Here is a 22,788-nt window from a genome sequence, read left to right on the forward strand (position 1 = left end):
AGTCCGGTTGGTGATTTGTGATGTTTGGCGATTGATCAGATCGCACAATCCGGGCTGAGTTCCCTCAAAGTGATCTACTATTTGGCGCAGCTATTTAGTCTTAATAATAAGCAAATACTTTATCTTGAAATAGAGGACGAATGGTGGGCATAAGAGAAGGATTTTGGCGATCACAGGAGTCGTATTTGATATCTTGGTCTGTTGAATTTATTGACTTTTATCGTGTTGGATTTTTGTTGGTACCCCCTATTGTGCCCCCAAATGATTTTGCTTGTGGGGTTTGGGGACATCCTGAGCTACTTTTTAGGCTCTGTTTTCCACTGTAACAAAGCGGCGATATCTTTCTCACCTTCGGCTTCTTTTAAGCGCCGTTGTTGTTCAGCAAACTGACTGTATTCCGCCTGCGCTTTTTCATCGGCCATTTTCTTACTGACTTTACCTGCCCCTTGCAAAACCTCACGGTCGTTAAATTGCAGGAACTGATCCAGCTTATCCTGCCAGTCGCGTAAAAAGACCTGTTGACGACGACGGGCCTGATCTTCGGCGAAATCCAGCCACATGTTAACTACGCGGTTAAGCTCGCTGACTTCATCCTGAGTGAGATAATTTTTTGCCACCGTCACGTCACATTTGCGCACCTCTTCACCTTTATAGCTGGTCAGCCCCATATGCGGCTGGCAGGCGTCAGCACGCTGATGAATGAGTTCAGCGGCGGTATACCCGGTACAGGCAAAATGTAACTTGTTCTGGATGGTTTGAAAAAACTGCGTGGTTTCTTTGAGGGACGGTTGATAATCGGCGGCCAGAGCAAAGATCTCGCGTACCCGCAAATAAACCCGACGTTCGCTGGCGCGGATATCGCGGATACGCTCCAGCATCTCATCGAAATAGTCGGGTACAGCCGATGAACCCACGGGCGGATTTTTCAGGCGCTCATCGTCCATCACAAAACCTTTGATCAGGTATTCCTGGAGCGTCTGGGTTGCCCACTGGCGGAACTGCGTGCCGCGCGGGGAGCGAACGCGGTAGCCGACAGCAAGGATGACAGGCAGGCTGTAGTGAAGCCTGTTGCGGCTTACCTGACGGCCACCTTCCTGTTGAACTTGTAAGTAAGACTTACAGGTTGCGTTTTGCTCAAGTTCGCCTTCTTCATAGATCGCTTTAATGTGCTGTGTAACGGCCTGGGGAGTGATCTGATAAAGGTTTGCGATGATTGCCTGAGGGAGCCATAGCGTCTCTTGCTCAAAGCGGCATTCAACGCGTACTTCACCGTCATCGCTGGCAAACATAATGAATTCACCTGCCGGGGATTGGGTTAAGTATTTATCTTCCATGCCGCCTCCGCTTATATCTGACTCGCGATGCTGTAATCCGCTTAGTATGCCAGAAATTCCTGGTGAAGCTCATTACGCAGATAGCGTTTATTTTGCGGGTAGCGCCCCTGGATAGTGTTTCACCACGATATCGTTCATCTTCTCTACCAGATCCAGACGCTTGAACGTAATATGCCCGCTGCCTTTCTGAAAGTAGTGGATAGAGAATAAATCATCCTCAAAAACCTGCTGATGCGGGTTATCACGAATGAAGTCCATCAGTCGGATAGTCACATCGTATCGGTTATCGGGAATGGTTTTACCATCCAGCAGGTAGAGCATCCGTTCCAGATCGGCGAGCTGGTCGCGTCGCCAGCCCCAGTTCAGGCTGTAGCCCCATCGGTCATGCTTCACCAGATTGTTGACGATAATCTTCTTGCCGAAATAACAAGGATTATTGGTTTTGTACTCCTGGCTTAACCCCTTAAATACATTGATAATCCCACGTTCGAAAACATCCCGTTCCTTGACCGGAGGTTGTGGCTCGACACCCATCACACTTTGTAGCACGTCGTTACTCGGCTCGCCGTAGGTCGCTCCGAACGGCATCAACGCTTTCCCGTTGCCATTCTCATCCTGCTCAAGCAGACGAATGGATTCGCGTTTTACCGTACTGAGCACCTGCGGGCTATGGGTCGTGACAATAAATTGGATCTGTGGAAATGCGCTGCGCAAAGACTGGATAATTTGCTGCTGCCAGGCCGGGTGCAGGAACATGTCAACTTCATCAATCAGCACTATCCCCTGAGTTTTTAAGGCGGCTTCATCGTGTAAATGTGGGTTGAGTTTGACACAGCGAAATGCGATATCCGCAACCATCGCAACCGCATTACGCAGGCCGTCGCTGAGCTGGGATAAAGGGATTTTGCCGTGCTGTGGATGGTTCATCACCAGTTGCTGGTTATGGCTGAAACTGTATTCCAGATCGCGCCATCCCGTTACATCTTTTGTCAGACAGTTAATTGCCTGCTGAATAACCTCAATGGATTCTTTTATTTTATCAACGCGAATCCCTTCGGCGATATCAACTGCGGAGTTTTCCAGTAACCTAATCTGGAACTCACGATAGCTAAGCCATAACCAGTTATACCACTGCTCGAATTGTTTATAATTTGAGGTAGCTGAAAGGCAATTATCGTAGCCCGTTAACCGTGAATATGATCTGACAATATCGTATACCAGTTTGCCAGGCTCCGTTGGCTCATATTGTCTTTCCTGATACCACAATCGAGCCGTGCCAAGATAAAGCATTAACGGAAGATCAACATATTGTTTGTTGTTTTCGTCGCGCACATGCTTTTGAAGCCGTTCACCCCAGCGGGTAAGCTGCGCCGCCGTCTTATCTTCATGCGGCGGCTGTTCTCCTCGCTTGTCGAGCATCCAGGTTGCCGTCTTTCCACTTTCCCATTCCCCGGTAGCCGTAATCATGGCCGGAGATGACATTTCCATGTTCAACGCTTCGGGGCGGAAAACCAGACGTACATCTTCGGTACGGATCGCTAGTGATTTATCTTTCACGTAGAGGCTGGCATCAAAACCACGAATGAAGGGGAACAGCGCCAGGCGTACCGCATCCAGCACTGTCGTCTTGCCCGCGCCGTTCGGTGCAACCAGAATCGTAATGTGCTCATCAAAAGTAATATCGAGCTGTCTAAAGCAACGAAAGTTAAGCAGTGAAAGTTTGTCGATTCTCATTACACCAGCCCCACCTGTTTTTATGTTTTAGTATAATAACATTTATTGCACGCTTTAAACGGGCATGGGTTACGTCTTTTATCACGTTTTAACTATTTATCCTCTTGATTAACATGGTTTTTTAAGGAATTAATAAAATCCTTTCCTGTCGTGTCCGTAGAGTATCGACAGCCTGGAGATAAGGTGACTGTTGCTGATAACCATATTCTTTGCGATCGATACGAAATCGCTCATGTTTTTTCTTCAGAAAGTTACGGCATCGACAAACGTAGCGCCTGCGTTGATAAACGTAAGGCTATAGTGCCGTTCAAGTAGATGAGTAAGCTGCGACGTTACTGCTCGTATGAACACCATCCACCCTTATGATGTGAGCCCGTACCCCCATGTGGATGTTGACCCTTTGGGCAGGCAAGCGCACCGGATGATGCCGTGACGGTAATAAAAGCGATAATCACCGCTGTAAATAATCTCTTCATATATAACTCACATTAATAAATTAGAACATATTACTACCTACTACAGAATACGCATACTTGATACGGAATTTGGGGATAATATAACGCGTACTTTAGTTTAAATTCTATCCTTCATGTGGCATAGGTTATCAGGATAGGTTTTCGTTATGAATTTTATCTGAGATATTAAAGCAACATATTGGGGGGAATATGAGTTATAAATATGTTGGTAAGCATGGCTGTGATGTTGCATTGCGGATGGGCTATAAAGAATGCCCCGATGAAAATGCTTATGGTGATGCCTATTATATCAAAGATGGGTTAAAATGGATATTTAATATAACAGGCTTAAAAAAACGGCTTGGCGTATACAGCGACGACGATCTCCGTAAACAGAACTATGATGTAGATACCTATTATCGAGTTGAAAACCAACAGGAAGAAAGTGCAGATGATGAAATGCAATCGCTATACCATAATTTAGCGGTAGAAGAAGGAGAACCCGTGTATCTGGAGGAAGGCATGTATCTTTATCCGGATGGCTCTATACGTTGATCTCATAATTTTGGCCTGGCGTACTTTTATCCCTTCTTTGCGGACGATATCCCACGATAAATGGACGTTCGGTTTTAGCAATCGGTAAATGGTGATTAATAAAATAATATTCCACTTTCTCTCTCCACCTTTCCTTTCGTATTATATGCAAGAACTGGTCTTAATAATAAGCACATACTTTGTCCCGAAATAGAGGACGAATGGTGGACATGAGAGAAGGATTTTGGCGGAAGATCACAGGAGTCGAACCTGCCCGGGACCGCTGGCGGCCCCAACTGGATTTGAAGTCCAGCCGCCTCACCGGAGACGACGATCTTCCGCGCCTCGATTGCTACATGGAGGCGCGCGCATTATAGCTACTTCCTGGCGTTTCCACATCCCCTCCCGTGCTTTTTTAACTTCCCTTTCCTTCTGCCATGATCGGTTTCATATAAATCCCCATAAAATCCATTAGTTACATTTCATCATACTTTTTGACGCTACCCTGATCACAGAAAACAAGAATCGTAATTTGATAACCAAATAACGGAATATTCACGCTCGCAGGGAAGGTTTACAAAAACGGTAACCGGTATCAGTGAGCGTTGTGAGCGTTAAGGATGCGTAATGAAAAGTGAGATTCTCTCCGTTAAGGAGAAGATTGGCTATGGTATGGGCGATGCCGCCAGCCACATCATCTTCGATAACGTCATGTTATATATGATGTTCTTCTATACCGATATTTTCGGTATTCCCGCTGGTTTTGTCGGCACCATGTTTTTACTGGCACGTGCGCTTGATGCCATCTCCGACCCTTGCATGGGCCTGCTGGCCGACCGTACCCGCTCTCGCTGGGGCAAATTCCGACCCTGGGTGCTGTTTGGCGCGTTGCCGTTTGGTATCGTTTGTGTGCTGGCTTATAGCACGCCGGATCTCAGTCTGAACGGCAAAATGATTTATGCCGCCCTCACCTACACGTTGCTCACCCTTCTGTATACTGTGGTCAACATCCCTTACTGCGCGTTGGGTGGTGTAATAACCAATGACCCAACGCAGCGTATCTCCCTGCAATCCTGGCGCTTTGTGCTGGCAACGGCGGGCGGAATGCTCTCTACCGTACTGATGATGCCTCTGGTGAAACTGATTGGCGGCGAGAATAAGGCGCTGGGCTTCCAGGGGGGGATTGCGGTGCTCTCAGTGGTGGCGTTCCTGATGCTGGCGTTCTGCTTCTTTACCACCAAAGAGCGCGTTGAAGCGCCTGCTACCCATACCTCCATGCGTGAAGACCTGCGTGATATCTGGCACAACGACCAGTGGCGCATAGTCGGCCTGCTCACCATCCTGAATATTCTGGCGGTATGCGTGCGCGGCGGAGCGATGATGTATTACGTCACCTGGATATTGGGCAAGCCGGGCGTGTTTGTCGCCTTCCTCACCACCTATTGCGTCGGCAACCTGATTGGCTCGGCGCTGGCAAAACCGTTGACCGACTGGAAATGCAAAGTGAGCATTTTCTGGTGGACCAATGCTTTACTCGCAGTAATCAGCGTGGCGATGTTCTTCGTACCGATGCACGCCACGATCGCTATGTTCGTCTTTATCTTTGTGATTGGCGTATTGCACCAGTTAGTCACGCCTATCCAGTGGGTGATGATGTCTGACACCGTCGACTACGGCGAATGGTGTAACGGCAAACGCCTGACGGGGATCAGTTTTGCCGGCACGTTGTTCGTGCTGAAACTGGGTCTTGCCCTCGGCGGGGCGCTGATTGGCTGGATGCTGGCAGGCGGCGGTTACGACGCGGCGGCGAAAACGCAAAACAGCGCCACGATCAGCATCATCATCGCTCTGTTCACTATCGTCCCGGCCATCTGTTATCTGCTGAGCGCCGCGATCGCTAAACGCTACTACACCCTGAAAAGCCCGTTCCTGAAAACCATTCTGGAACAACTGGCGCAGGGCGCACACCGCAACGAACAAGAATTTACCCATAAAGAATTGCAAAACTAAAGGAACAGACTATGAAAATTAGCGACGGAAACTGGCTGATCCAGCCTGGCCTTAATTTGATTCACCCGGTTCAGGTGTTCGACGTTGAACAGCACGGGAATGAGATGGTGATCTATGCCGCGCCGCGCGATGTCCGCGAACGAACCTGGCAACTGGATACCCCGTTGTTTACCCTGCGCTTTTTCTCGCCGCAGGAAGGCGTGATAGGTGTACGGATGGAACACTTCCAGGGCGCTTTGGATAACGGCCCACATTATCCGCTCAATGTCTTGCAAGATATCAACGTAGAGATGCAGAACAACGCTGAATTTGCCGAACTCAAGAGCGGCAGCCTGAGCGTGCGCGTCACCAAAGGCGAGCTCTGGTCTCTGGATTTTCTGCGTAACGGTGTACGTATCACCGGTAGTCAGTTGAAAAATAACGGCTATGTGCAGGACACCAATAGCGGGCGCAACTACATGTTCGAGCGTCTGGATCTCGGCGTGGGCGAAACCGTCTACGGGCTGGGCGAGCGCTTTACCGCGCTGGTGCGCAACGGTCAGACGGTGGAGACCTGGAACCGCGACGGCGGCACCAGCACCGAGCAATCGTACAAGAATATCCCGTTCTATATCACCAACCGTGGCTACGGTGTGCTGGTGAATCATCCGCAGTGCGTGTCGTTTGAAATTGGCTCCGAGAAAGTCTCCAAAGTTCAGTTCAGCGTCGAGAGCGAGTATCTGGAATACTTCGTCATCGACGGCCCGACCCCGAAAGACGTGCTGAACCGCTATACCCAATTTACGGGGCGTCCGGCGCTGCCGCCCGCCTGGTCGTTTGGTCTGTGGCTGACCACCTCATTTACCACCAACTACGACGAAGCGACCGTTAACAGCTTTATCGACGGTATGGCCGAGCGCAATCTACCGCTGCACGTCTTCCACTTCGACTGTTTCTGGATGAAAGCTTTTCAGTGGTGCGATTTTGAATGGGACCCGGTGACTTTCCCCGATCCGAAAGGGATGATTCGCCGCCTGAAAGCGAAAGGGCTGAAAGTCTGCGTGTGGATTAACCCCTACATCGGCCAGAAATCCCCGGTCTTCCAGGAGCTAAAAGAGAAAGGGTATTTGCTTAAACGCCCGGACGGCTCCTTGTGGCAGTGGGATAAATGGCAGCCGGGACTGGCGATTTACGACTTCACCAACCCGCAAGCCTGCGAATGGTATGCCGACAAGCTGAAGGGCCTGGTGGAGATGGGAGTGGACTGCTTCAAAACTGACTTCGGCGAACGCATTCCAACGGATGTGCAGTGGTTTGATGGTTCAGATCCACAGAAAATGCACAACCATTATGCCTACATCTACAACGAACTGGTGTGGAACGTGCTGAAAGAGACCGTGGGCGTTGAAGAGGCGGTGCTGTTCGCCCGTTCCGCCTCGGTGGGCGCACAACAGTTCCCGGTGCACTGGGGCGGCGACTGCTACGCCAACTACGAATCGATGGCGGAAAGCCTGCGCGGCGGGCTGTCCATCGGCCTGTCAGGGTTTGGCTTCTGGAGCCATGATATTGGCGGGTTCGAGAATACCGCCCCGGCGCATGTCTACAAGCGTTGGTGCGCATTCGGCTTGCTCTCCAGCCACAGCCGCCTGCACGGTAGCAAATCCTACCGGGTTCCGTGGGCCTATGACGACGAGTCCTGTGACGTGGTGCGCTTCTTCACCGAACAGAAGTGCCGGATGATGCCGTATCTGTATCGGGAAGCGGCGCGCGCCAACGAAGCCGGTACGCCAATGATGCGGGCGATGATGCTGGAATTCCCGGACGATCCGGCGTGTGATTATCTTGATCGCCAGTACATGCTGGGAGATGCGGTCATGGTAGCGCCGGTATTTAGTGAAGCGGGCGACGTGGAGTTCTACCTGCCAGAAGGTCGCTGGACGCACCTGTGGCGCAACGATGAAGTGCAGGGCAGCCGCTGGCATAAACAGCAGCATGGCTTCCTGAGCCTGCCAGTGTACGTGCGTGACAATACACTACTGGCGCTGGGCAACAATAGCCAGAAGCCCGATTACGCCTGGCATGAGGGTACGGCCTTCCAGTTATTCCATCTGGATGACGGCTGCGAAGCGGTCTGCGAAGTCCCTGCTACGGATGGTTCGACAATCTTTACGCTGCAGGCGAAACGCACAGGCAATACCATTACGGTGAGCGGCGAAGGCGAGGCGCGCAACTGGACGCTGTGTCTGCGTAATATTACGCAGATTAGCGGTACCAAATGCGGTTCATATGCGGGAAGTGAACTGGGCGTAGTGGTCACCCCGCAGGGACATGAAGTGGTGATTACGCTTTAAATCTGAATCGCCGGATGGCGCCGTGAGCTGCGCTTATCCGGCCTACAGATGAGCAAGAACCGTAAGCCCGGTAAGCGCCATCGCCACCGGGCAAGCCCTCAATTACAGCGCTGGCTCCGTTGACGTAACTTCCCCGCCGGACACCACGCCCGCTTGCATCGTCTGTGTTATCTGCTGCTTTTGTGCGTTGACCGCGTGTAATTGCCCGTTTACCGTCGGTTTCAACGGCGCATCGGCCTGAATATTGCCGCTGGTCGTGAGCTGAATATTGCCATCGCCAGCAATCGGTAATGCCGGCCAGCCCCACTGTTGTAGCACATCCATTGGTACGCCGCGTCCGTTCAGGCTGATTTGCGTCTGACGCTCCGGCAGTTGCGATACGCTGGCAGTGGCTTCCAGTATCCCTTTTCCAGTAAACGCGCTCAGATCGCTGATGTTGACCGTGCTGGCATTAGCCGTCAACGACAGCGACGGGCGGCGCACGTCCACACGGTTAAAGGTTGCCGCTGCGGCGTTGAGGGTCGCATTGCCGCTCCAGACGCCCCATTGATGATGTTGTACCAGCCCCAGGTTTGCGCCGTAGCCGTCCAGAGCGGTGATTTGCCACGGGAAGGCTGGGTCGATATCGATCACCAGATTGCGGCTGGCGCTGAATTTTTTCAGCGTCAGGCTGTTCAACCAGTCGGGCAGCGGCTTCATCCATAACTGCTTCCAGTTTTCCGGCAGCGTATACTCCAGCCCGGCGATAGCGGTATCGTCCAGAATAAGCGCTTTGCCTTCGCGTAACCAGGCGCCGGAGGTTCTGACCATACCGCCTTCCCAGCGGGTGGTGAACTGGCGTAGCGCAACGCCCTGTGGTGAAAATTCGGCGTTCAGGATTGGATCGAGCAAGTGCAGCGAGCCGTAAATAAACTCGCTGGCGTTCATCGATAATTTACCTTCCTGACTTTGCCAGTCTTCTTTGTGCAGAGTCAGATTGCGCAAACTCAGGTCAAGATCGGTGACTGCCCAGTCTGGCCCTTGCAGGCTGGAGTCCGTCACTTCAAGACGACCAATCTGCAAAGATGGAACCGTAGTAAGCGGCGCGAAAAACTCGCTCAGGGATTTATCGCTTTGTAACCGAATATCATTCAGCCGCAGATTTTCAACGACCCAACTACCGTCAGCGTTACGCCGGGCGACGCCGGTTAACGCTCCGCGCGCCATATCGGCGCCGACGGTGTTTAACATCACCTGATTATGGTCGATACTGCCTTCAATAAGCACATTCGTGGCGGGAACGTCGTTTAACGTCAGCGAACCGGCGCTCAGTTGGATCTGGGCTTTATTGCCCAATACCCGACCGGCTTCGGGGCGCCAGGGCATAACGCCGCCGTTAACGCGCTGGGCGCTCAACCGCCATTCGCTACCGGGACTATTGAGCGCCATATTGCGAAGTTGCAGGCGGTCGGCCTCAAACGGGAAAGGGGCGGTTTGCACTGAAATATTCAGCGTGCCGTCCTGTAACAGAATCGTGTCGACATGCAGCGGCGCGGTTAACTGGCGAATGCTCAGACCGATATCTACGGTTTTCGCGACCAGGGTAGCAGGCTGACCATCACGACCAAAGGTCACATTCTCCAGTAAAAGATGGGATGGGGCGGAAAAACGATGATCCATCACGTCGAATGTGAGGTGATAACCGCTGTTCTCTGATACCCAGTTGCTGACATGATCTGCGCCCCAGCGCGTTTGCAGCAGAAAATAAAAGCCGAAAATCACCACTAAACAGGCGATCAGCACGTAGAGAAGCAACCTCCCAATCAATTTCATGGTCTTCCATCCCGTGAAATGCACATAGGGGATTTATGCACGATTTGCGTGCAATCCTCAAGACAGGAATGGTGAAAGAGCGTTACAGCAGCGGCGAATCGTGTCGCCGCCGCAGGGTTTTTACGGTTTTTCCGGCGGGAGAATCAGGTTCAGCACGATAGCCGTGATGCCACCAGCGGCAATTCCGGATGAGAGCAGATTTTTCACCCATTCCGGCGCGAACTGCAGGATCTGCGGCTGTTGCGAGACGCCAAGACCCACGGCCAGCGACAGGGCGATAATCAGAATCGCGCGGCGGTTCAGCGGCTCACGCGAGACAATACGCACCCCGGAGGCGGCAATGGTGCCGAACATCACTAACGTAGCACCGCCGAGCACCGGTTCCGGGATATGCTGCACAAAACCGCTTACCGCCGGGAACAGGCCGAGCACAATCAGCATCAGCGCGACGACAAATCCCACATAGCGACTGGCGACGCCGGTCAACTGAATTACGCCGTTGTTCTGACCGAAACAGGAATTCGGGAACGTATTAAATACCGCTGAAACAAATGAGTTCAGGCCGTTAGCCAGTACGCCGCCCTTTAGCCGTTTCATGTACAAGGGGCCGGATACCGGCTGCTCGGAGACATCAGAGGTAGCGGTGATGTCGCCGATGGTCTCCAGCGACGTAATCATAAAGACCAGCATCAACGGCAGTAACAGGTTCCAGTCAATGCCCAGACCATAATACAGCGGGGTCGGCACCATCAGGATGTCCTGTGAGACCGGCGCGTTATTCTCAGGCAACATGCCCATAAACCAGGCCAAAAGATAGCCAGCCGCCATGGCAATAACCAAAGAAGCCACGCGCAGGTAGGGATTACGCTGCCGATTCAGCAGGATAATAATGGCCAGGACGACGCCGGCCAGCAGCAGGTTTTTCGGTGCGCCAAAGGTGTTGTCGCTCATGGCGGCATAGCCGCCGCCGATGGAGGTTAGCCCCACCTGAATCAGCGACAGGCCAATAATCATCACCACGACGCCGGAGACTAACGGCGTGATAATCCGGCGCGCCAGATGTAGAATGCGAGAAAGCACCATCTCGGTGCAGCTTGCCAGCATCAGCGTGCCGAACAGCGCCGCCATCATCGTCGGGACGTCCGCGCCGCCGGTTTTCAGCGCGGTACCGCCCATAATCAGCGGGGCGACAAAGTTAAAACTGGTTCCCTGGATGGATAACAGCCCCGATCCTACCGGCCCCCACGCTTTGATTTGAATAACAGAGGCTACGCCGGAGGCGAACAGCGACATGCTGATAATGTGCTGCGTATCCTGCGCCGGTAAACCCAACGCCTGGCAGATTAACAGCGCTGGCGTGATTACCGCGACAAACATGGCCAGCAGATGCTGACAAGCGGCAAAAAGGGTTTGAGGGAGCGGCGGGCGATCTTCAAGACGGTAAATTAATTCGCTGTTTTGCGTCTGCGCAACCGGTTGCGCATCTGCCGGCTCGATGGCGTTAACGGACATCAGGGACATTCTCGTGGTGGAAAAGCGGTGATTTTATCTGACCAGGTGGTAAAAGCAAACGATTGCGAGCGAATATTCTTAATATTTAAAAAAGATAAATGCACCTTTTTATATAACTTTTTGCCTTTTTCTGCTTAAAATCCATGCCGAAGACTCGCAAAGAGCTAAAAAACTGACTCAGGAAATGATTTGTGCGCACATGTCACAGCGCACTACAGGAGCTTTAAATGTTTGAACTCGATACCTTATCGACCCTTGTCGCCGCCACGCTGGTGCTGCTACTGGGTCGCAAGCTGGTCCAGTCCGTCTCCTTACTGAAGAAATATACGATTCCGGAACCGGTGGCGGGGGGGTTACTGGTCGCGGTTGCGCTGCTGGTGCTGAAAAAAAGCGTCGGTTGGGAGGTCAACTTTGATATGACCCTGCGCGATCCGTTGATGCTGGCGTTTTTCGCGACGATCGGTCTTAACGCTAACCTGGCCAGCCTGCGCAAGGGGGGACGCGTTGTTGGCGTCTTCCTGGTCGTCGTGGTCGGATTACTGCTGATGCAGAATGCCATCGGTATCGGCATGGCGAGTCTGCTGGGGCTGGACCCGTTAATGGGGCTGATTGCCGGGTCAATTACGCTGTCCGGCGGACACGGTACCGGCGCGGCGTGGAGTAAACTGTTTGTCGAACGTTATGGTTTTGCCAATGCCACCGAAGTTGCGATGGCATGTGCAACCTTTGGCCTGGTGCTGGGCGGGTTGATTGGCGGCCCGGTAGCGCGTTATCTGGTGAAACACTCCACCACGCCGGATGGAATGCCTGACGATCAGGCCGTGCCGACAGCCTTTGAAAAGCCGGATGTGGGCCGTATGATCACCTCTCTGGTGCTAATCGAAACCATCGCCTTGATTGCTATCTGTCTGACCGTGGGCAAAATCGTAGCGCAGCTACTGGCGGGAACGGTGCTTGAACTGCCGGTCTTCGTTTGTGTGCTATTTGTTGGGGTGATCCTCAGCAATGGCCTGGCGCTGGTGGGTTTTTATCGCGTATTTGAGCGTGCTGTTTCGGTGCTGGGGAACGTGAGTCTGTCACTGTTCCTGGCAATGGCGCTGATGAGCCTGAAGCTGTGGGAACTGGCGTCGCTGGCGCTGCCGATGCTGGCGATTCTGGTGGTACAGACCATCTTCATGGCGCTGTACGCGATCTTCGTCACCTGGCGCATGATGGGGAAAAACTACGATGCGGCGGTGCTGGCGGCGGGTCACTGTGGTTTTGGCCTGGGCGCAACGCCGACTGCCATTGCTAATATGCAGGCGATTACCGACCGTTTTGGCCCCTCGCATATGGCGTTCCTGGTGGTGCCGATGGTCGGCGCGTTCTTTATCGATATCGTCAATGCGTTGGTAATCAAGCTGTACCTGCTGTTACCGATTTTCGCGCAATAATAGTTTGTACGGCGGCATTAAAGCCGCCGTGCTCACTAGGCGTTGGAATAACGTTCGGTTTCCGGCATCCAGCGCTCAATCAGCGCTTGTGCCTGCTGCGGATAACGTTCGTGAATATGACGGGCAATACGCTGAACTTCGGGGATCATGGCTTGATCGCGCAGCAAATCAGCTACTTTAAATTCGGCGTTCCCCGTCTGGCGGGTGCCCAGTAATTCCCCCGGGCCGCGAATCTCTAAATCTTTTTGCGCAATCACAAAGCCGTCGTTGCTGTCGCGCAATACCTGTAAACGCTTCTGCGCCGTTTTCGACAACGGCGATTTATAGAGCAGCACGCAGTGCGACGCGACCGCGCCACGGCCAACGCGTCCTCTGAGCTGGTGTAACTGCGCCAGGCCCAGTCGCTCCGGGTTTTCAATAATCATCAGGCTGGCGTTAGGAACATCGACCCCCACCTCAATCACCGTAGTGGCGACCAGCAGATGCAGTTCACCCTGCTTAAAGGCCTGCATCACCGCCTGTTTTTCGGCGGGCTTCATGCGGCCGTGTACCAGGCCAATATTTAACTCCGGTAACGCCAGCTTGAGCTCCTCCCGGGTGGCTTCCGCCGCCTGCGCTTCCAGCAGGTCGGACTCTTCAATCAGCGTACAGACCCAGTAGGCCTGACGGCCTTCGGTTGTGCAGGCGTTGCGCACACGATCAATGATTTCATGGCGACGGGTATCCGGAATCGCAACGGTAGTGACAGGGGTACGGCCCGGCGGTAGCTCGTCAATCACCGAGGTATCGAGATCGGCGTAGGCAGTCATCGCCAGGGTGCGCGGAATGGGCGTTGCGGTCATAATCAACTGATGCGGATGAAAGCCCTGCTGCTGGCCTTTTTCCCACAATGCCAGCCGCTGGTGGACGCCAAAGCGGTGCTGCTCATCGATAATGACCAGCGCCAGGCCGTTGAACTGCACCTGTTCCTGAAAGATAGCGTGGGTGCCGACAATCATCTGCACCTGACCGCTGGCAATAGCCTCTTGCTGCGCCTGGCGTGCTTTACCTTTTTGCTTACCGGCCAGCCAACCCACTTCAACGCCCAACGGTTCGAACCAGTTGCGGAAATTATTTGCGTGCTGTTCAGCCAGCAATTCGGTCGGTGCCATCAGCGCCACCTGCTTACCATGAGCGATGGCGCGTAGCGCCGCCAGGGCGGCAACCAGCGTTTTCCCTGAACCGACGTCGCCCTGAACCAGACGCATCATCGGCACATCCAGCGCCATATCACGTTCGATCTCTGCCACCACCCGCGCCTGCGCGCTGGTGGGTTTAAACGGCAACGACGCTAACAGTTGCTGCTTTAAGGTATCGTTTGTACTTAGCGGCTGGGCGTGATAGCGCTGCGCGCCTGCGCGAAGCGCCAGCATACTGAGATTATGCGCCAGTAGCTCTTCAAGAATAAGCCGCCGCTGCGCCGGGTGTTTGCCGGTTTCTAAATCGGCGAGCTGGAGTGTCGGCGGCGGGCGATGCAATGTACGTAGCGCTTTCGGCAGGCTCATCATACCCTGCGCCAGTTCCGGCGGCAGTAGTTCGGCAATGGCGCAGGTGTCGAGCAACTCCAGCGCCTGATCGGTAAGCTTGCGCAGTGTCGCTTGCTTCACGCCCTCGGTGGTCGGATAGACGGGGGTGAGCGTTTCCTGAAGTTCCGGCGTGCTGAGATCGCCCTGCAGGCGATATTCCGGATGGATCATCTCTGCGCCATACTTGCCGCGCTTCGCTTCCCCGTAGGCCAGCACACGCCGCCCCGTCGCCAGGCTGTTTTTCATCGCCGCGTTAAAATTGAAAAAGCGCATGGTAAGAATGCCGGAACCGTCGCTAATCTGGCAGGTCATCATCCGACGACCGCCGAAAGTGATATTGCAGTTCAGCACTTCACCTTCAACGGTGGCGTAGATGCCAGGCAGCAGTTCGCCAATGGGGTAGAGATGGGTACGGTCTTCGTAACGCAGAGGAAGATGTAATAGCAAATCCTGGACGGTATGCAGGCCAATTTTCGCCAGTTTACTGCTTTGCGCTGCGCCGACACCTGTCAGGGAATTGAGCGGAACAGCGTCTAACAAGCGGCCTGACATGGTGATTACCCTGCCGCCTGCATCGTCGCCCACCAGTCAGCATCGGCGTCTATTTCGCCCTGCTGATTGACGCGAGGATAAGGCAAACCTTTACGTTTAGCGACTTTCGCCAGCACCGGATAACCACCCTCAAACAGCAGGCGCTGCTGTTCATCTTCCGGCAACATGCTATTTTCACGCAGATACATGCCCGCGTTCTGTCGCTGGCGCTGGGCTTCATAAAGAATGAGCGCGGAGGCGACGGAAACATTCAGCGACTGTACCATGCCGATCATCGGAATGATGATGTCCCGATCCGCCAGGTCTAATGCTTCCTGAGTAATACCGGTTTTCTCCTGACCCATCAGAATACAGGTCGGGCGCGTGTAATCAATCTCGCGAAAGTCTACGGCCTTATCAGAAAGATGGGTTGCCAGAATCTGCATTCCCCGTCCTTTCAAATGGGCTACCGCATCGCCAATGGTACGGTGAGTTTTCACCTGTACCCAACTGTTGCTGCCCGCCGCCGCGGAAGCCATGGTGCGCATCCGGCTACCAGGCCAGATGGCATGGACTTCATGGACACCAACGGCATCTGCGGTACGAATGATTGCAGAAACGTTATGAGGTTTGTGGACTTGCTCCATGCAGACCGTGAGATCAGGCTGACGCCTGGCGAGCATTTCGCATATACGCGCATAACGTTTTGGATTCATAGCGCTAGTTTCGGTTACGGGTGACTTTAATAACGTCTGGCATCACGCGGATTTTGCGCATGATATTCGCCAGATGTACGCGATCGCGTGCGGTAAGGCGAATAAAGGTACTATAGACGCGACCATCTTTCTCTTCAGTATTCAGGCTTTGAATATTGGAGGTGGTGGTATTAATCGCTGCCGTCAGGTTAGCCAGCGCGCCCTGATGGTTAAACATTTCCACCTTGATTTCGGTAATGAATTCCTGCTCCGTCTCTTTGTCCCATTCGACCGCCATAAATTTCTCTGGCTCTTTCTGGTATCCACGGATATTACGGCAGGATTCATGGTGGATCACCAGTCCTTTACCTGGGCTGACGTGAGCGATGATTGGGTCGCCTGGGATCGGACGACAACACTTCGCAAAGGTGATAAGCACGCCATCCGCGCCTTTAATCGGCAGGTGGCCGTGATTCGATTGCGCAACGGTCGGCACCACGGCTTCGCCTTGCTGCAGATTTTTCGCGACCACTACGCTCATCGCGTTGCCGAGACCGATTTCCGCCAGCAGATCGTCAAGCGTTGCCAGCTTCATACGATCCAACTCGCGCTGAATATTTTCCTGCGGAATTTCCGCCAGCTTACGACTACCGCCTAAAGCATGGTTAAGCAGACGACGGCCCAGGCTTACGGAGTCATCACGTTTGAGGTTTTTCAGCAACTGACGAATTTTAGCGCGCGCTTTAGAGCTGACGACAAAGTTCAGCCAGGCGGCGTTGGGACGCGCGCCTGGCGCGGTAATAATTTCGACGGTCTGACCGCTGCTAAGCGGCTGCGACAGCGGATAAGGCTGCCGGTCGACACGCGCGCCGACGCAGGCGTGGCCGATGTCGGTATGCACTGCATAGGCAAAATCCACCGGCGTAGCGCCAGCGGGCAGTTCGACAATGCGTCCTTCCGGGGTGAAAACGTAAATCTCATCCGGGAAGAGATCGGATTTTACGCTTTCGATAAATTCAAACGAACTACCGGCGCTCTGTTGTAGCTCCAGCAGGCTCTGCATCCAGCGCTGGGCGCGGATCTGCGCCGTGGTGCTGGTCTCACCGTGTTCTTTATACGCCCAGTGCGCCGCGACCCCCATTTCCGCCATCTGATCCATGTCTTCGGTACGGATCTGGACTTCAACAGGAACGCCGTGCGGGCCGATCATCGAGGTGTGCAAAGACTGATAGCCGTTCGCTTTGGGAATGGCAATATAGTCTTTCACGCGTCCCGGACGCGGCTTATAGAGACTGTGCATCTGACCGAGTACGCGATAGCAAGTATCGGAGTCATGAACGATCACGCGGAAAGCGTAAATGTCCATGATCGAGTGAAAACGCTGCTCTTTGAGCACCATTTTACAGTAGATCGAGTAAAGATGTTTTTCGCGACCGCTAACGCGACACGGAATTCCCGCCTCTTGCAAGCGTCCTTCGATTTCAGAGAGGATTTTTTGGATCATCTCTTTACGGTTGCCGCGCGCCGCTTTTACCACTTCTTTGATGACGCGGTAACGATTGGGATACAGCGCTTCAAAACCCAGCTCTTCCAGCTCGGTTTTAATGTGATGAATACCTAAACGGTGCGCCAGAGGACTGTAGATTTCGAGGGTTTCACGGGCAATACGACGACGTTTATCCGGGCGTAACGAGCCCAGCGTGCGCATGTTATGGGTACGGTCAGCAAGCTTAATGAGGATGACGCGGATATCCTGCACCATCGCCATAATCATTTTGCGAAAGTTTTCGGCCTGCGCCTCTTTCTTATCGCGGAACTTGAGCTTATCAAGTTTCGACACCCCCTCTACCAGCTCGGCAACGCTTTTACCGAAAAGCTGTTCCATGTCCTGATAGGTGGCGGGGGTATCTTCAATCACGTCATGCAGCAGAGCGGCCATCAGCGTTTCGTAGTCGAGTTTCATCTCGGCCAGAATACAGGCCACCGCTACCGGGTGCGTGATATAGGGTTCACCGCTTGAACGTGTCTGGCCCTCGTGAGCGTCACGTGCAACGAGATACGCCTGCCGAAGACGCTTAATCTGGTCTTCCGGCAGGTAGGTTTGAATCAGTTGATTCAGGCTTTCAAACAGATACAAGGGCGACCCGCTTTGTGATTAACGACGACCTTCAGCAATAGCGGTAACGGCTTGTAATTCAGCGGCTTCCTGCTCTTGCTGTTCCTGGCGCTCGCGGACGTCGAGGATCTGGTTGTTAATCAGACCTTCTTCGATTTCGCGTAGCGCGATAACGGTAGTTTTATCGTTTTCTTCCGGTACCAGCGGATCCTTTCCGCCTACCTGCATCTGACGAGCGCGACGCGCGGCGACCAGTACCAGGTCAAAACGGTTACCAATTTTCTCTACAGCGTCCTGAACAGTTACGCGTGCCATACTTAAAATGCTCCACAGGTGAAGAAATGACTGGGCATGATACTGAAAGTGGGTTCAGTCTGCCAACAATTTGCTGATTAAAGCGTCATGACGCTGCTTTTGGCGGCTCATACGCAGACGTTCAGCGCGAATGATGGTTTTCAAGTCGCTTAACGCGGTATCAAAGTCGTCATTCACAATAAGATAATCATATTCGGCGTAATGGCTCATTTCTGCAACCGCTTGCGCCATTCGTTTGGCAATGACTTCTTCGCTATCTTGCCCGCGGCCGCGTAAACGGCGATCCAATTCGATCTTTGACGGCGGCAAAATAAAAATGCTGCGTGCTTGCGGCATCTTTTCGCGAATTTGCTGGGCGCCCTGCCAGTCGATATCGAGAAAAACATCAACGCCGGTTGCCAGCACTTGCTCAATGGTTTCGCGCGAAGTGCCGTAGTAATTGCCAAACACTTCCGCGTGCTCCAGAAACGCCTCCCTGCCAATCATGGTTTTAAACTCATCATGATTTACAAAGAAATAGTGCTCACCGTGCACTTCACCCGGACGCGGCGCGCGCGTGGTATGTGAAACGGAAACCTGAGTGTCATACAACGGTTGGGTTTTTAATAAAGCCTGAATCAGGCTGGATTTACCCGCGCCACTGGGGGCAGAAACAATATAAAGCGTACCTTGAGCCATGAGTATATTACGTCTGTGATTATCGAAATAGAGCCTTGATACGGGCTTATTATACACATCGCCGTTATGCGACGTAGTCTTTGTCACACTTTTTGCGCCAGATTATTGCATTTTGCGTCCCTTTTTCCGCTTTTATCGCGTCGTTGCAGCAACCCACCAAAAAATCTGGAAAGCGGCTCGGATGATGCATTTTTACCTGTCGGTTTTTATTCACTAAAGCGCTATACCTGCCGGGCAATGTGCGCAGGAGGTCGTGATGAGATTATGGAAAAGCATGGCGTGGGGAATTTTATTGTGGCATTCGCAGAGTGGGGCGCTTTGCCCGACCTGGCCGCCAGCAAGGGCCGCTGAAGAAATCGCCCGTTTACAGCAACAGCTCGCTGACTGGAATGACATCTACTGGAAACAAGGTGTTAGCGCGGTTGACGATAGTGTGTACGACCAGCTCAACGCAAGGCTGGTTCAGTGGCAACGCTGTGTTGGTCAGGATGTTTCATCTACTCCGGTTTCACCGCCGTTAAACGGTACAACAATGCACCCTGTTGCGCACACGGGCGTACGTAAACTCGCGGACCGACAGGCGGTAGAACAGTGGATGCGCGGGCGCAGCGAGCTTTGGGTACAACCAAAAGTGGATGGCGTAGCGGTAACGCTGGTTTATCAAAACGGTAAACTGGCCAGGGTTATCAGCCGGGGTAACGGACTACAAGGTGAGGACTGGACGCCAAAAATTCGCCTGATCCCCTCTATACCGCAGACAACACAAGGCGCGCTTGCTAACGCGGTGCTGCAGGGCGAAATCTTTCTACAGCGCGAGGGGCATATTCAGCAACGGATGGGCGGGATGAATGCGCGCTCGAAAGTCGCAGGAATGTTAATGCGCCAGGATAACGCCTCCGCGCTAAATTCGTTGGGTATTTTTATTTGGGCGTGGCCGGACGGTCCGGCAAATATGCCCGAAAGGTTAAGCCAACTTGCTAAGGCTGGATTCAGTCTGACGAAGAAATATTCCCTGGCGGTAAAAAATGCCAGTGAGGTCGAGCGGGCGCGCCAGTCATGGCTGACGTCAGCGTTGCCCTTTGTAACGGATGGCGTAGTGATACGCATGGCTAAAGAGCCCGCGGCACAATACTGGCGACCCGGGCAGGGCGACTGGCTGGCAGCATGGAAATATCCGCCAGTAGCGCAGGTCGCGCAAGTGAGCGCTATTCAGTTCTCGGTGGGGAAAAGCGGCAAAATTACCGTAGTAGCGTCGCTTGTCCCCGTTATATTGGATGATAAGCGGGTTCAGCGGGTCAATATTGGTTCTGTGAAACGTTGGGAGGCGTGGGATATCGCGCCGGGCGATCAGATCCTGGTGAGTCTGGCCGGGCAAGGCATTCCCCGGCTTGATGAGGTCGTCTGGCGGAGTCGTGAGCGGAGTAAGCCTGTGCCGCCTGATAGCCATTTCAACTCGCTGACCTGCTTTTACGCGTCGGCAACGTGTCAGGAACAGTTTATCTCCAGGCTGGTATGGCTGGGGTCACGGTCGGCGTTGGGTCTGGACGGAATGGGTGAAGCTAGCTGGCGGGCCTTGCATCAGACGCATCGTTTTGAGCATATCTTCTCCTGGCTTGCCCTGACGTCAGCGCAAATAGCCAACACGCCAGGCTTTGCTAAAGGAAAAAGCGAGCAGATATGGCGGCAATTTAACCTGGCGCGCCGACAGTCGTTTACCCGCTGGATCATGGCGATGGATATCCCCTTAACGCAGGCCGCATTACAGGCCAGCGGCGATCGTTCATGGGAGCAGTTATTAATGCGAACAGAGCAACACTGGCGGCAGTTGCCAGCGACGGGCGAGCGTCGTGCCGGGAGAGTTATCGGCTGGCGGGATAATCCGCAGATCAAAACGCTGAGCAGATGGCTGGCTGCTCAGCATATTCCCGGATTTGGGTCTTAGTGCCCTTCATGGCGGTAATAAAATACCGGCAGGCCAAGTTTAAGACGTAGCGCTAATAACCTTGCTGTAAAGCCAAACAGTAACGTAGAGATAACGACGACATCCGGATTCATGACGTAATGTTGTAGCGCAATATAGAGCACCGCCGAGGCGAACGAAATGCCGGCATATAGCTCTTTTTGAAACACCAGTGGAATGCGTTTGCAGAACATATCGCGGAGCACGCCGCCAAAGACGCCGGTAGTGACGGCGGCCACCACGGCGATAATTGGCCCTTCGCCCATATCAAGGGCTATCTGAGCGCCAATAATAGAGAAAACCACCAACCCCAGCGCGTCAAGTACCAGGAAAAGCTTGCGTAAATAGGGCATGACGGGGGCAACAATGGTGGTCAATACAGCGGCAGTCGCCACAATAATGACATATTCGGGATGCTTCACCCAACCCAGCGGATAGTGACCGAGCAGAATGTCGCGAACCGAGCCTCCACCAATGGCGGTGGCGGTAGCAATAATAATTACGCCGAATGTATCCATGCGACGACGACCTGCAGCGAGTGCGCCCGTCATGGCCTCGGCAGTAATGCCAATTAAATAAAGAACGTGCAACAGCATGATTTCCCCCTAATTTACTGGGGGCGAAGATTAACGATTTGTGCGCTGTATCACGATTGAGATTTTCTAAGGCATTACACGATTAATAAATTTTAGTAATGATTTTAAATTTATGATTAATAATTATTTATTATAAATATCAATAAATTGAACGTCATTTTTGTGGTTTATTGTATGCGATGTTTTTCTGTTTTGACTTAGATAAATTACCTGGACGGCGCCCTGGATGCGCCGCCGGTGAGTTATTTCATTATGGCTGCTGTGCGGTAAGTTGTGTGATGAAGCGCTGACGCGAGCGTTCCACATACTGTTGCAAGCCATTGGAATCAAAGAATGCCTGTGTATCGCCGTTACGAAGTTGCTGTCGTTTCTCCAGTAGCCCGAAGCGGTCACCTTTGTTGGCAATAAAGATATCAACATGCTGGGCGGCCAGTGTCTTAAAGCTACTCTGAATATCAGTAACCAGGTCAGGGTAATTTTTGTTGTTAATCAGCAGATAGTCAGGTGTGGCGAGACTATCTGCGTAAATTAGCGTCTTGCCGTTGCGGAGCGTTACGCGCCAGGAGGTTGAGCCGGGTAGATGTCCAGGCGTGAATAGTGCTGTCACGGTTATCCCTCCGAGGCTGATGCTTTCCTGGTTGTGGATAATTTTATCAGTGGTGACGGGCGGGAAGGGGAGCGCATCGCCAAGCGCAAAATCCTGTCGTCCACCCCTCGCCATCTGATCGGCGTTGGGTTGACTGGCGACCAATTGTGCGCCGCTCCACGCTTTCAAACGTGCCATGCCCCCCGCTTGATCCAGCCGCGCATGGCTGTTCAATAGATAGCGTATGTCTGTGAGGCGGAATCCTGCCGCTTCAATATTCGCTTTAATTTGCGGTGCGCTTTCATCCAATCCCGCATCAATAAGAATATGCCCTGCCGGAGTGGTCAGCAGAATAGAAGAGAGATTTTCCGTGCCGACATACCACACGCCTTCTGTGATTTGAAACGGCTTCATAGGCTTAGCCCACGCTTTAAACAGTGATAACGGAGGCGCGGGTGATAACGGTTGTGAAGGATCTAATGCCGCCATGGCAGGAAGTGCTGATGTTGAAAATATACATACAAAGAATAATGCATAGCGATTCATAATGTTCTCCTGATTGAAGCGCCCGCAGTATACCTGGCAGTAATTT

General features: G+C 52.9%; 15 protein-coding genes, 1 tRNA gene and 3 pseudogenes. 5 read left to right on the plus strand and 14 right to left on the minus strand.

All coding sequences use genetic code 11. The features are described from left to right. Positions 1-296: 296 nt before the first annotated feature. From rhuM to ACLD11_RS15770, 4 genes and pseudogenes are all read right to left on the minus strand, one after another. A complete protein-coding gene (gene rhuM / locus ACLD11_RS15755) occupies positions 297-1,334 on the minus strand; it encodes a virulence protein RhuM (RefSeq protein WP_411015089.1) in 1,038 nt (345 codons plus the stop codon). Between the two features lie 87 nt (positions 1,335-1,421). Beyond that, positions 1,422-1,838, minus strand: a pseudogene (locus ACLD11_RS15760) (DUF4942 domain-containing protein); the annotation flags it as partial. A gap of 29 nt (positions 1,839-1,867) precedes the next feature. Continuing rightward, positions 1,868-3,068: pseudogene (locus tag ACLD11_RS15765) on the minus strand (AAA family ATPase). A 121-nt stretch (positions 3,069-3,189) separates the two neighbouring features. Beyond that, positions 3,190-3,321 (minus strand): annotated as a pseudogene (locus ACLD11_RS15770) (TA system toxin CbtA family protein); the annotation flags it as partial. A gap of 412 nt (positions 3,322-3,733) precedes the next feature. Between ACLD11_RS15770 and ACLD11_RS15775 the strand changes: the two are divergent. After that, complete coding sequence (locus ACLD11_RS15775) at positions 3,734-4,078, plus strand: hypothetical protein (RefSeq protein WP_411012094.1); 345 nt, start codon at positions 3,734-3,736, stop codon at positions 4,076-4,078. 224 nt (positions 4,079-4,302) lie between these two features. Here the strand turns inward: ACLD11_RS15775 and ACLD11_RS15780 are convergent. Further along, positions 4,303-4,397: transfer RNA gene (locus tag ACLD11_RS15780), tRNA-Sec, on the minus strand. 287 nt (positions 4,398-4,684) lie between these two features. Between ACLD11_RS15780 and ACLD11_RS15785 the strand changes: the two genes are divergently transcribed. Together ACLD11_RS15785 and yicI are read left to right on the plus strand one after the other, a co-directional pair. After that, positions 4,685-6,067 carry a glycoside-pentoside-hexuronide family transporter gene (locus ACLD11_RS15785; RefSeq protein WP_411015090.1) on the plus strand — a complete coding sequence of 461 codons (1,383 nt, stop codon included), beginning with the start codon at positions 4,685-4,687 and terminating at the stop codon, positions 6,065-6,067. Positions 6,068-6,078: 11 nt separating this feature from the next. Continuing rightward, on the plus strand, positions 6,079-8,397 hold the full coding sequence (gene yicI, locus ACLD11_RS15790; RefSeq protein WP_411015091.1) for an alpha-xylosidase: 2,319 nt from the start codon (positions 6,079-6,081) through the stop codon (positions 8,395-8,397). 102 nt (positions 8,398-8,499) lie between these two features. Here the strand turns inward: yicI and ACLD11_RS15795 are convergent, their stop codons facing one another. Both ACLD11_RS15795 and xanP read right to left on the minus strand, forming a co-directional pair. Then, positions 8,500-10,209: an AsmA family protein gene (locus ACLD11_RS15795; RefSeq protein ID WP_411012096.1), complete on the minus strand. Its 1,710-nt coding sequence runs from the start codon at positions 10,207-10,209 to the stop codon at positions 8,500-8,502. Between the two features lie 120 nt (positions 10,210-10,329). Further along, on the minus strand, positions 10,330-11,721 hold the full coding sequence (gene xanP, locus ACLD11_RS15800) for a xanthine/proton symporter XanP (protein ID WP_183059662.1): 1,392 nt from the start codon (positions 11,719-11,721) through the stop codon (positions 10,330-10,332). A gap of 227 nt (positions 11,722-11,948) precedes the next feature. Between xanP and gltS the strand changes: the two genes are divergently transcribed. Beyond that, complete coding sequence (gene gltS, locus ACLD11_RS15805; protein ID WP_000462249.1) at positions 11,949-13,154, plus strand: sodium/glutamate symporter; 1,206 nt, start codon at positions 11,949-11,951, stop codon at positions 13,152-13,154. A 35-nt stretch (positions 13,155-13,189) separates the two neighbouring features. Here gltS and recG read toward each other — a convergent pair whose 3' ends face one another. Genes recG through gmk form a run of 5 tightly spaced genes read right to left on the minus strand, consistent with a single transcriptional unit; the run spans position 13,190 to position 19,054 of the window. Then, positions 13,190-15,271 (minus strand): ATP-dependent DNA helicase RecG, encoded by a 2,082-nt coding sequence (gene recG, locus ACLD11_RS15810; protein ID WP_411015092.1) that lies wholly within the window; start codon positions 15,269-15,271, stop codon positions 13,190-13,192. Between the two features lie 5 nt (positions 15,272-15,276). After that, positions 15,277-15,966: a tRNA (guanosine(18)-2'-O)-methyltransferase TrmH gene (gene trmH / locus ACLD11_RS15815; RefSeq protein WP_001068436.1), complete on the minus strand. Its 690-nt coding sequence runs from the start codon at positions 15,964-15,966 to the stop codon at positions 15,277-15,279. A 4-nt stretch (positions 15,967-15,970) separates the two neighbouring features. Beyond that, positions 15,971-18,082, minus strand: coding sequence for a bifunctional GTP diphosphokinase/guanosine-3',5'-bis pyrophosphate 3'-pyrophosphohydrolase (spoT, locus tag ACLD11_RS15820; protein ID WP_000280481.1), 2,112 nt, complete (start codon positions 18,080-18,082; stop codon positions 15,971-15,973). An 18-nt stretch (positions 18,083-18,100) separates the two neighbouring features. Beyond that, positions 18,101-18,376 carry a DNA-directed RNA polymerase subunit omega gene (gene rpoZ / locus ACLD11_RS15825; RefSeq protein WP_000135058.1) on the minus strand — a complete coding sequence of 92 codons (276 nt, stop codon included), beginning with the start codon at positions 18,374-18,376 and terminating at the stop codon, positions 18,101-18,103. Between the two features lie 54 nt (positions 18,377-18,430). Next, a complete protein-coding gene (gmk, locus tag ACLD11_RS15830) occupies positions 18,431-19,054 on the minus strand; it encodes a guanylate kinase (protein ID WP_000046966.1) in 624 nt (207 codons plus the stop codon). A gap of 256 nt (positions 19,055-19,310) precedes the next feature. On the opposite strand from gmk, the gene ligB reads away from it, so the two are divergent. Next, the gene (gene ligB / locus ACLD11_RS15835) at positions 19,311-20,996 is read left to right on the plus strand and encodes an NAD-dependent DNA ligase LigB (protein ID WP_411015093.1); all 1,686 of its coding nucleotides are present in this window, start codon (positions 19,311-19,313) and stop codon (positions 20,994-20,996) included. On the opposite strand, the gene ACLD11_RS15840 is transcribed toward ligB, so the two are convergent. Together ACLD11_RS15840 and ACLD11_RS15845 are read right to left on the minus strand one after the other, a co-directional pair. Next, entirely contained in the window at positions 20,993-21,610 is a 618-nt protein-coding gene (locus ACLD11_RS15840) for a trimeric intracellular cation channel family protein (RefSeq protein WP_000924334.1), read from the minus strand. The two genes, ligB and ACLD11_RS15840, sit on opposite strands and share 4 nt — an antisense overlap. A 250-nt stretch (positions 21,611-21,860) precedes the next feature. Continuing rightward, on the minus strand, positions 21,861-22,742 hold the full coding sequence (locus ACLD11_RS15845; RefSeq protein ID WP_411015094.1) for an HARLDQ motif MBL-fold protein: 882 nt from the start codon (positions 22,740-22,742) through the stop codon (positions 21,861-21,863). Between the last annotated feature and the right edge of the window lie 46 nt (positions 22,743-22,788).

It is taken from the genome of Salmonella sp. 741265116_PST (assembly GCF_046567715.1).
GTDB lineage: Bacteria > Pseudomonadota > Gammaproteobacteria > Enterobacterales > Enterobacteriaceae > Salmonella > Salmonella enterica.

Bases quoted from the DNA above. Each gene is read 5' to 3' on its own strand.
- ACLD11_RS15795 (WP_411012096.1), bottom strand. From the start codon at position 10,209: ATGAAATTGATTGGGAGGTTGCTTCTCTACGTGCTGATCGCCTGTTTA.
- gltS (WP_000462249.1), top strand. From the start codon at position 11,949: ATGTTTGAACTCGATACCTTATCGACCCTTGTCGCCGCCACGCTGGTG.
- ACLD11_RS15845 (WP_411015094.1), bottom strand. From the start codon at position 22,742: ATGAATCGCTATGCATTATTCTTTGTATGTATATTTTCAACATCAGCA.
- ACLD11_RS15775 (WP_411012094.1), top strand. From the start codon at position 3,734: ATGAGTTATAAATATGTTGGTAAGCATGGCTGTGATGTTGCATTGCGG.
- rpoZ (WP_000135058.1), bottom strand. From the start codon at position 18,376: ATGGCACGCGTAACTGTTCAGGACGCTGTAGAGAAAATTGGTAACCGT.
- xanP (WP_183059662.1), bottom strand. From the start codon at position 11,721: ATGTCCGTTAACGCCATCGAGCCGGCAGATGCGCAACCGGTTGCGCAG.
- trmH (WP_001068436.1), bottom strand. From the start codon at position 15,966: ATGAATCCAAAACGTTATGCGCGTATATGCGAAATGCTCGCCAGGCGT.
- rhuM (WP_411015089.1), bottom strand. From the start codon at position 1,334: ATGGAAGATAAATACTTAACCCAATCCCCGGCAGGTGAATTCATTATG.
- recG (WP_411015092.1), bottom strand. From the start codon at position 15,271: ATGTCAGGCCGCTTGTTAGACGCTGTTCCGCTCAATTCCCTGACAGGT.
- ligB (WP_411015093.1), top strand. From the start codon at position 19,311: ATGAGATTATGGAAAAGCATGGCGTGGGGAATTTTATTGTGGCATTCG.
- ACLD11_RS15785 (WP_411015090.1), top strand. From the start codon at position 4,685: ATGAAAAGTGAGATTCTCTCCGTTAAGGAGAAGATTGGCTATGGTATG.
- gmk (WP_000046966.1), bottom strand. From the start codon at position 19,054: ATGGCTCAAGGTACGCTTTATATTGTTTCTGCCCCCAGTGGCGCGGGT.
- ACLD11_RS15840 (WP_000924334.1), bottom strand. From the start codon at position 21,610: ATGCTGTTGCACGTTCTTTATTTAATTGGCATTACTGCCGAGGCCATG.
- yicI (WP_411015091.1), top strand. From the start codon at position 6,079: ATGAAAATTAGCGACGGAAACTGGCTGATCCAGCCTGGCCTTAATTTG.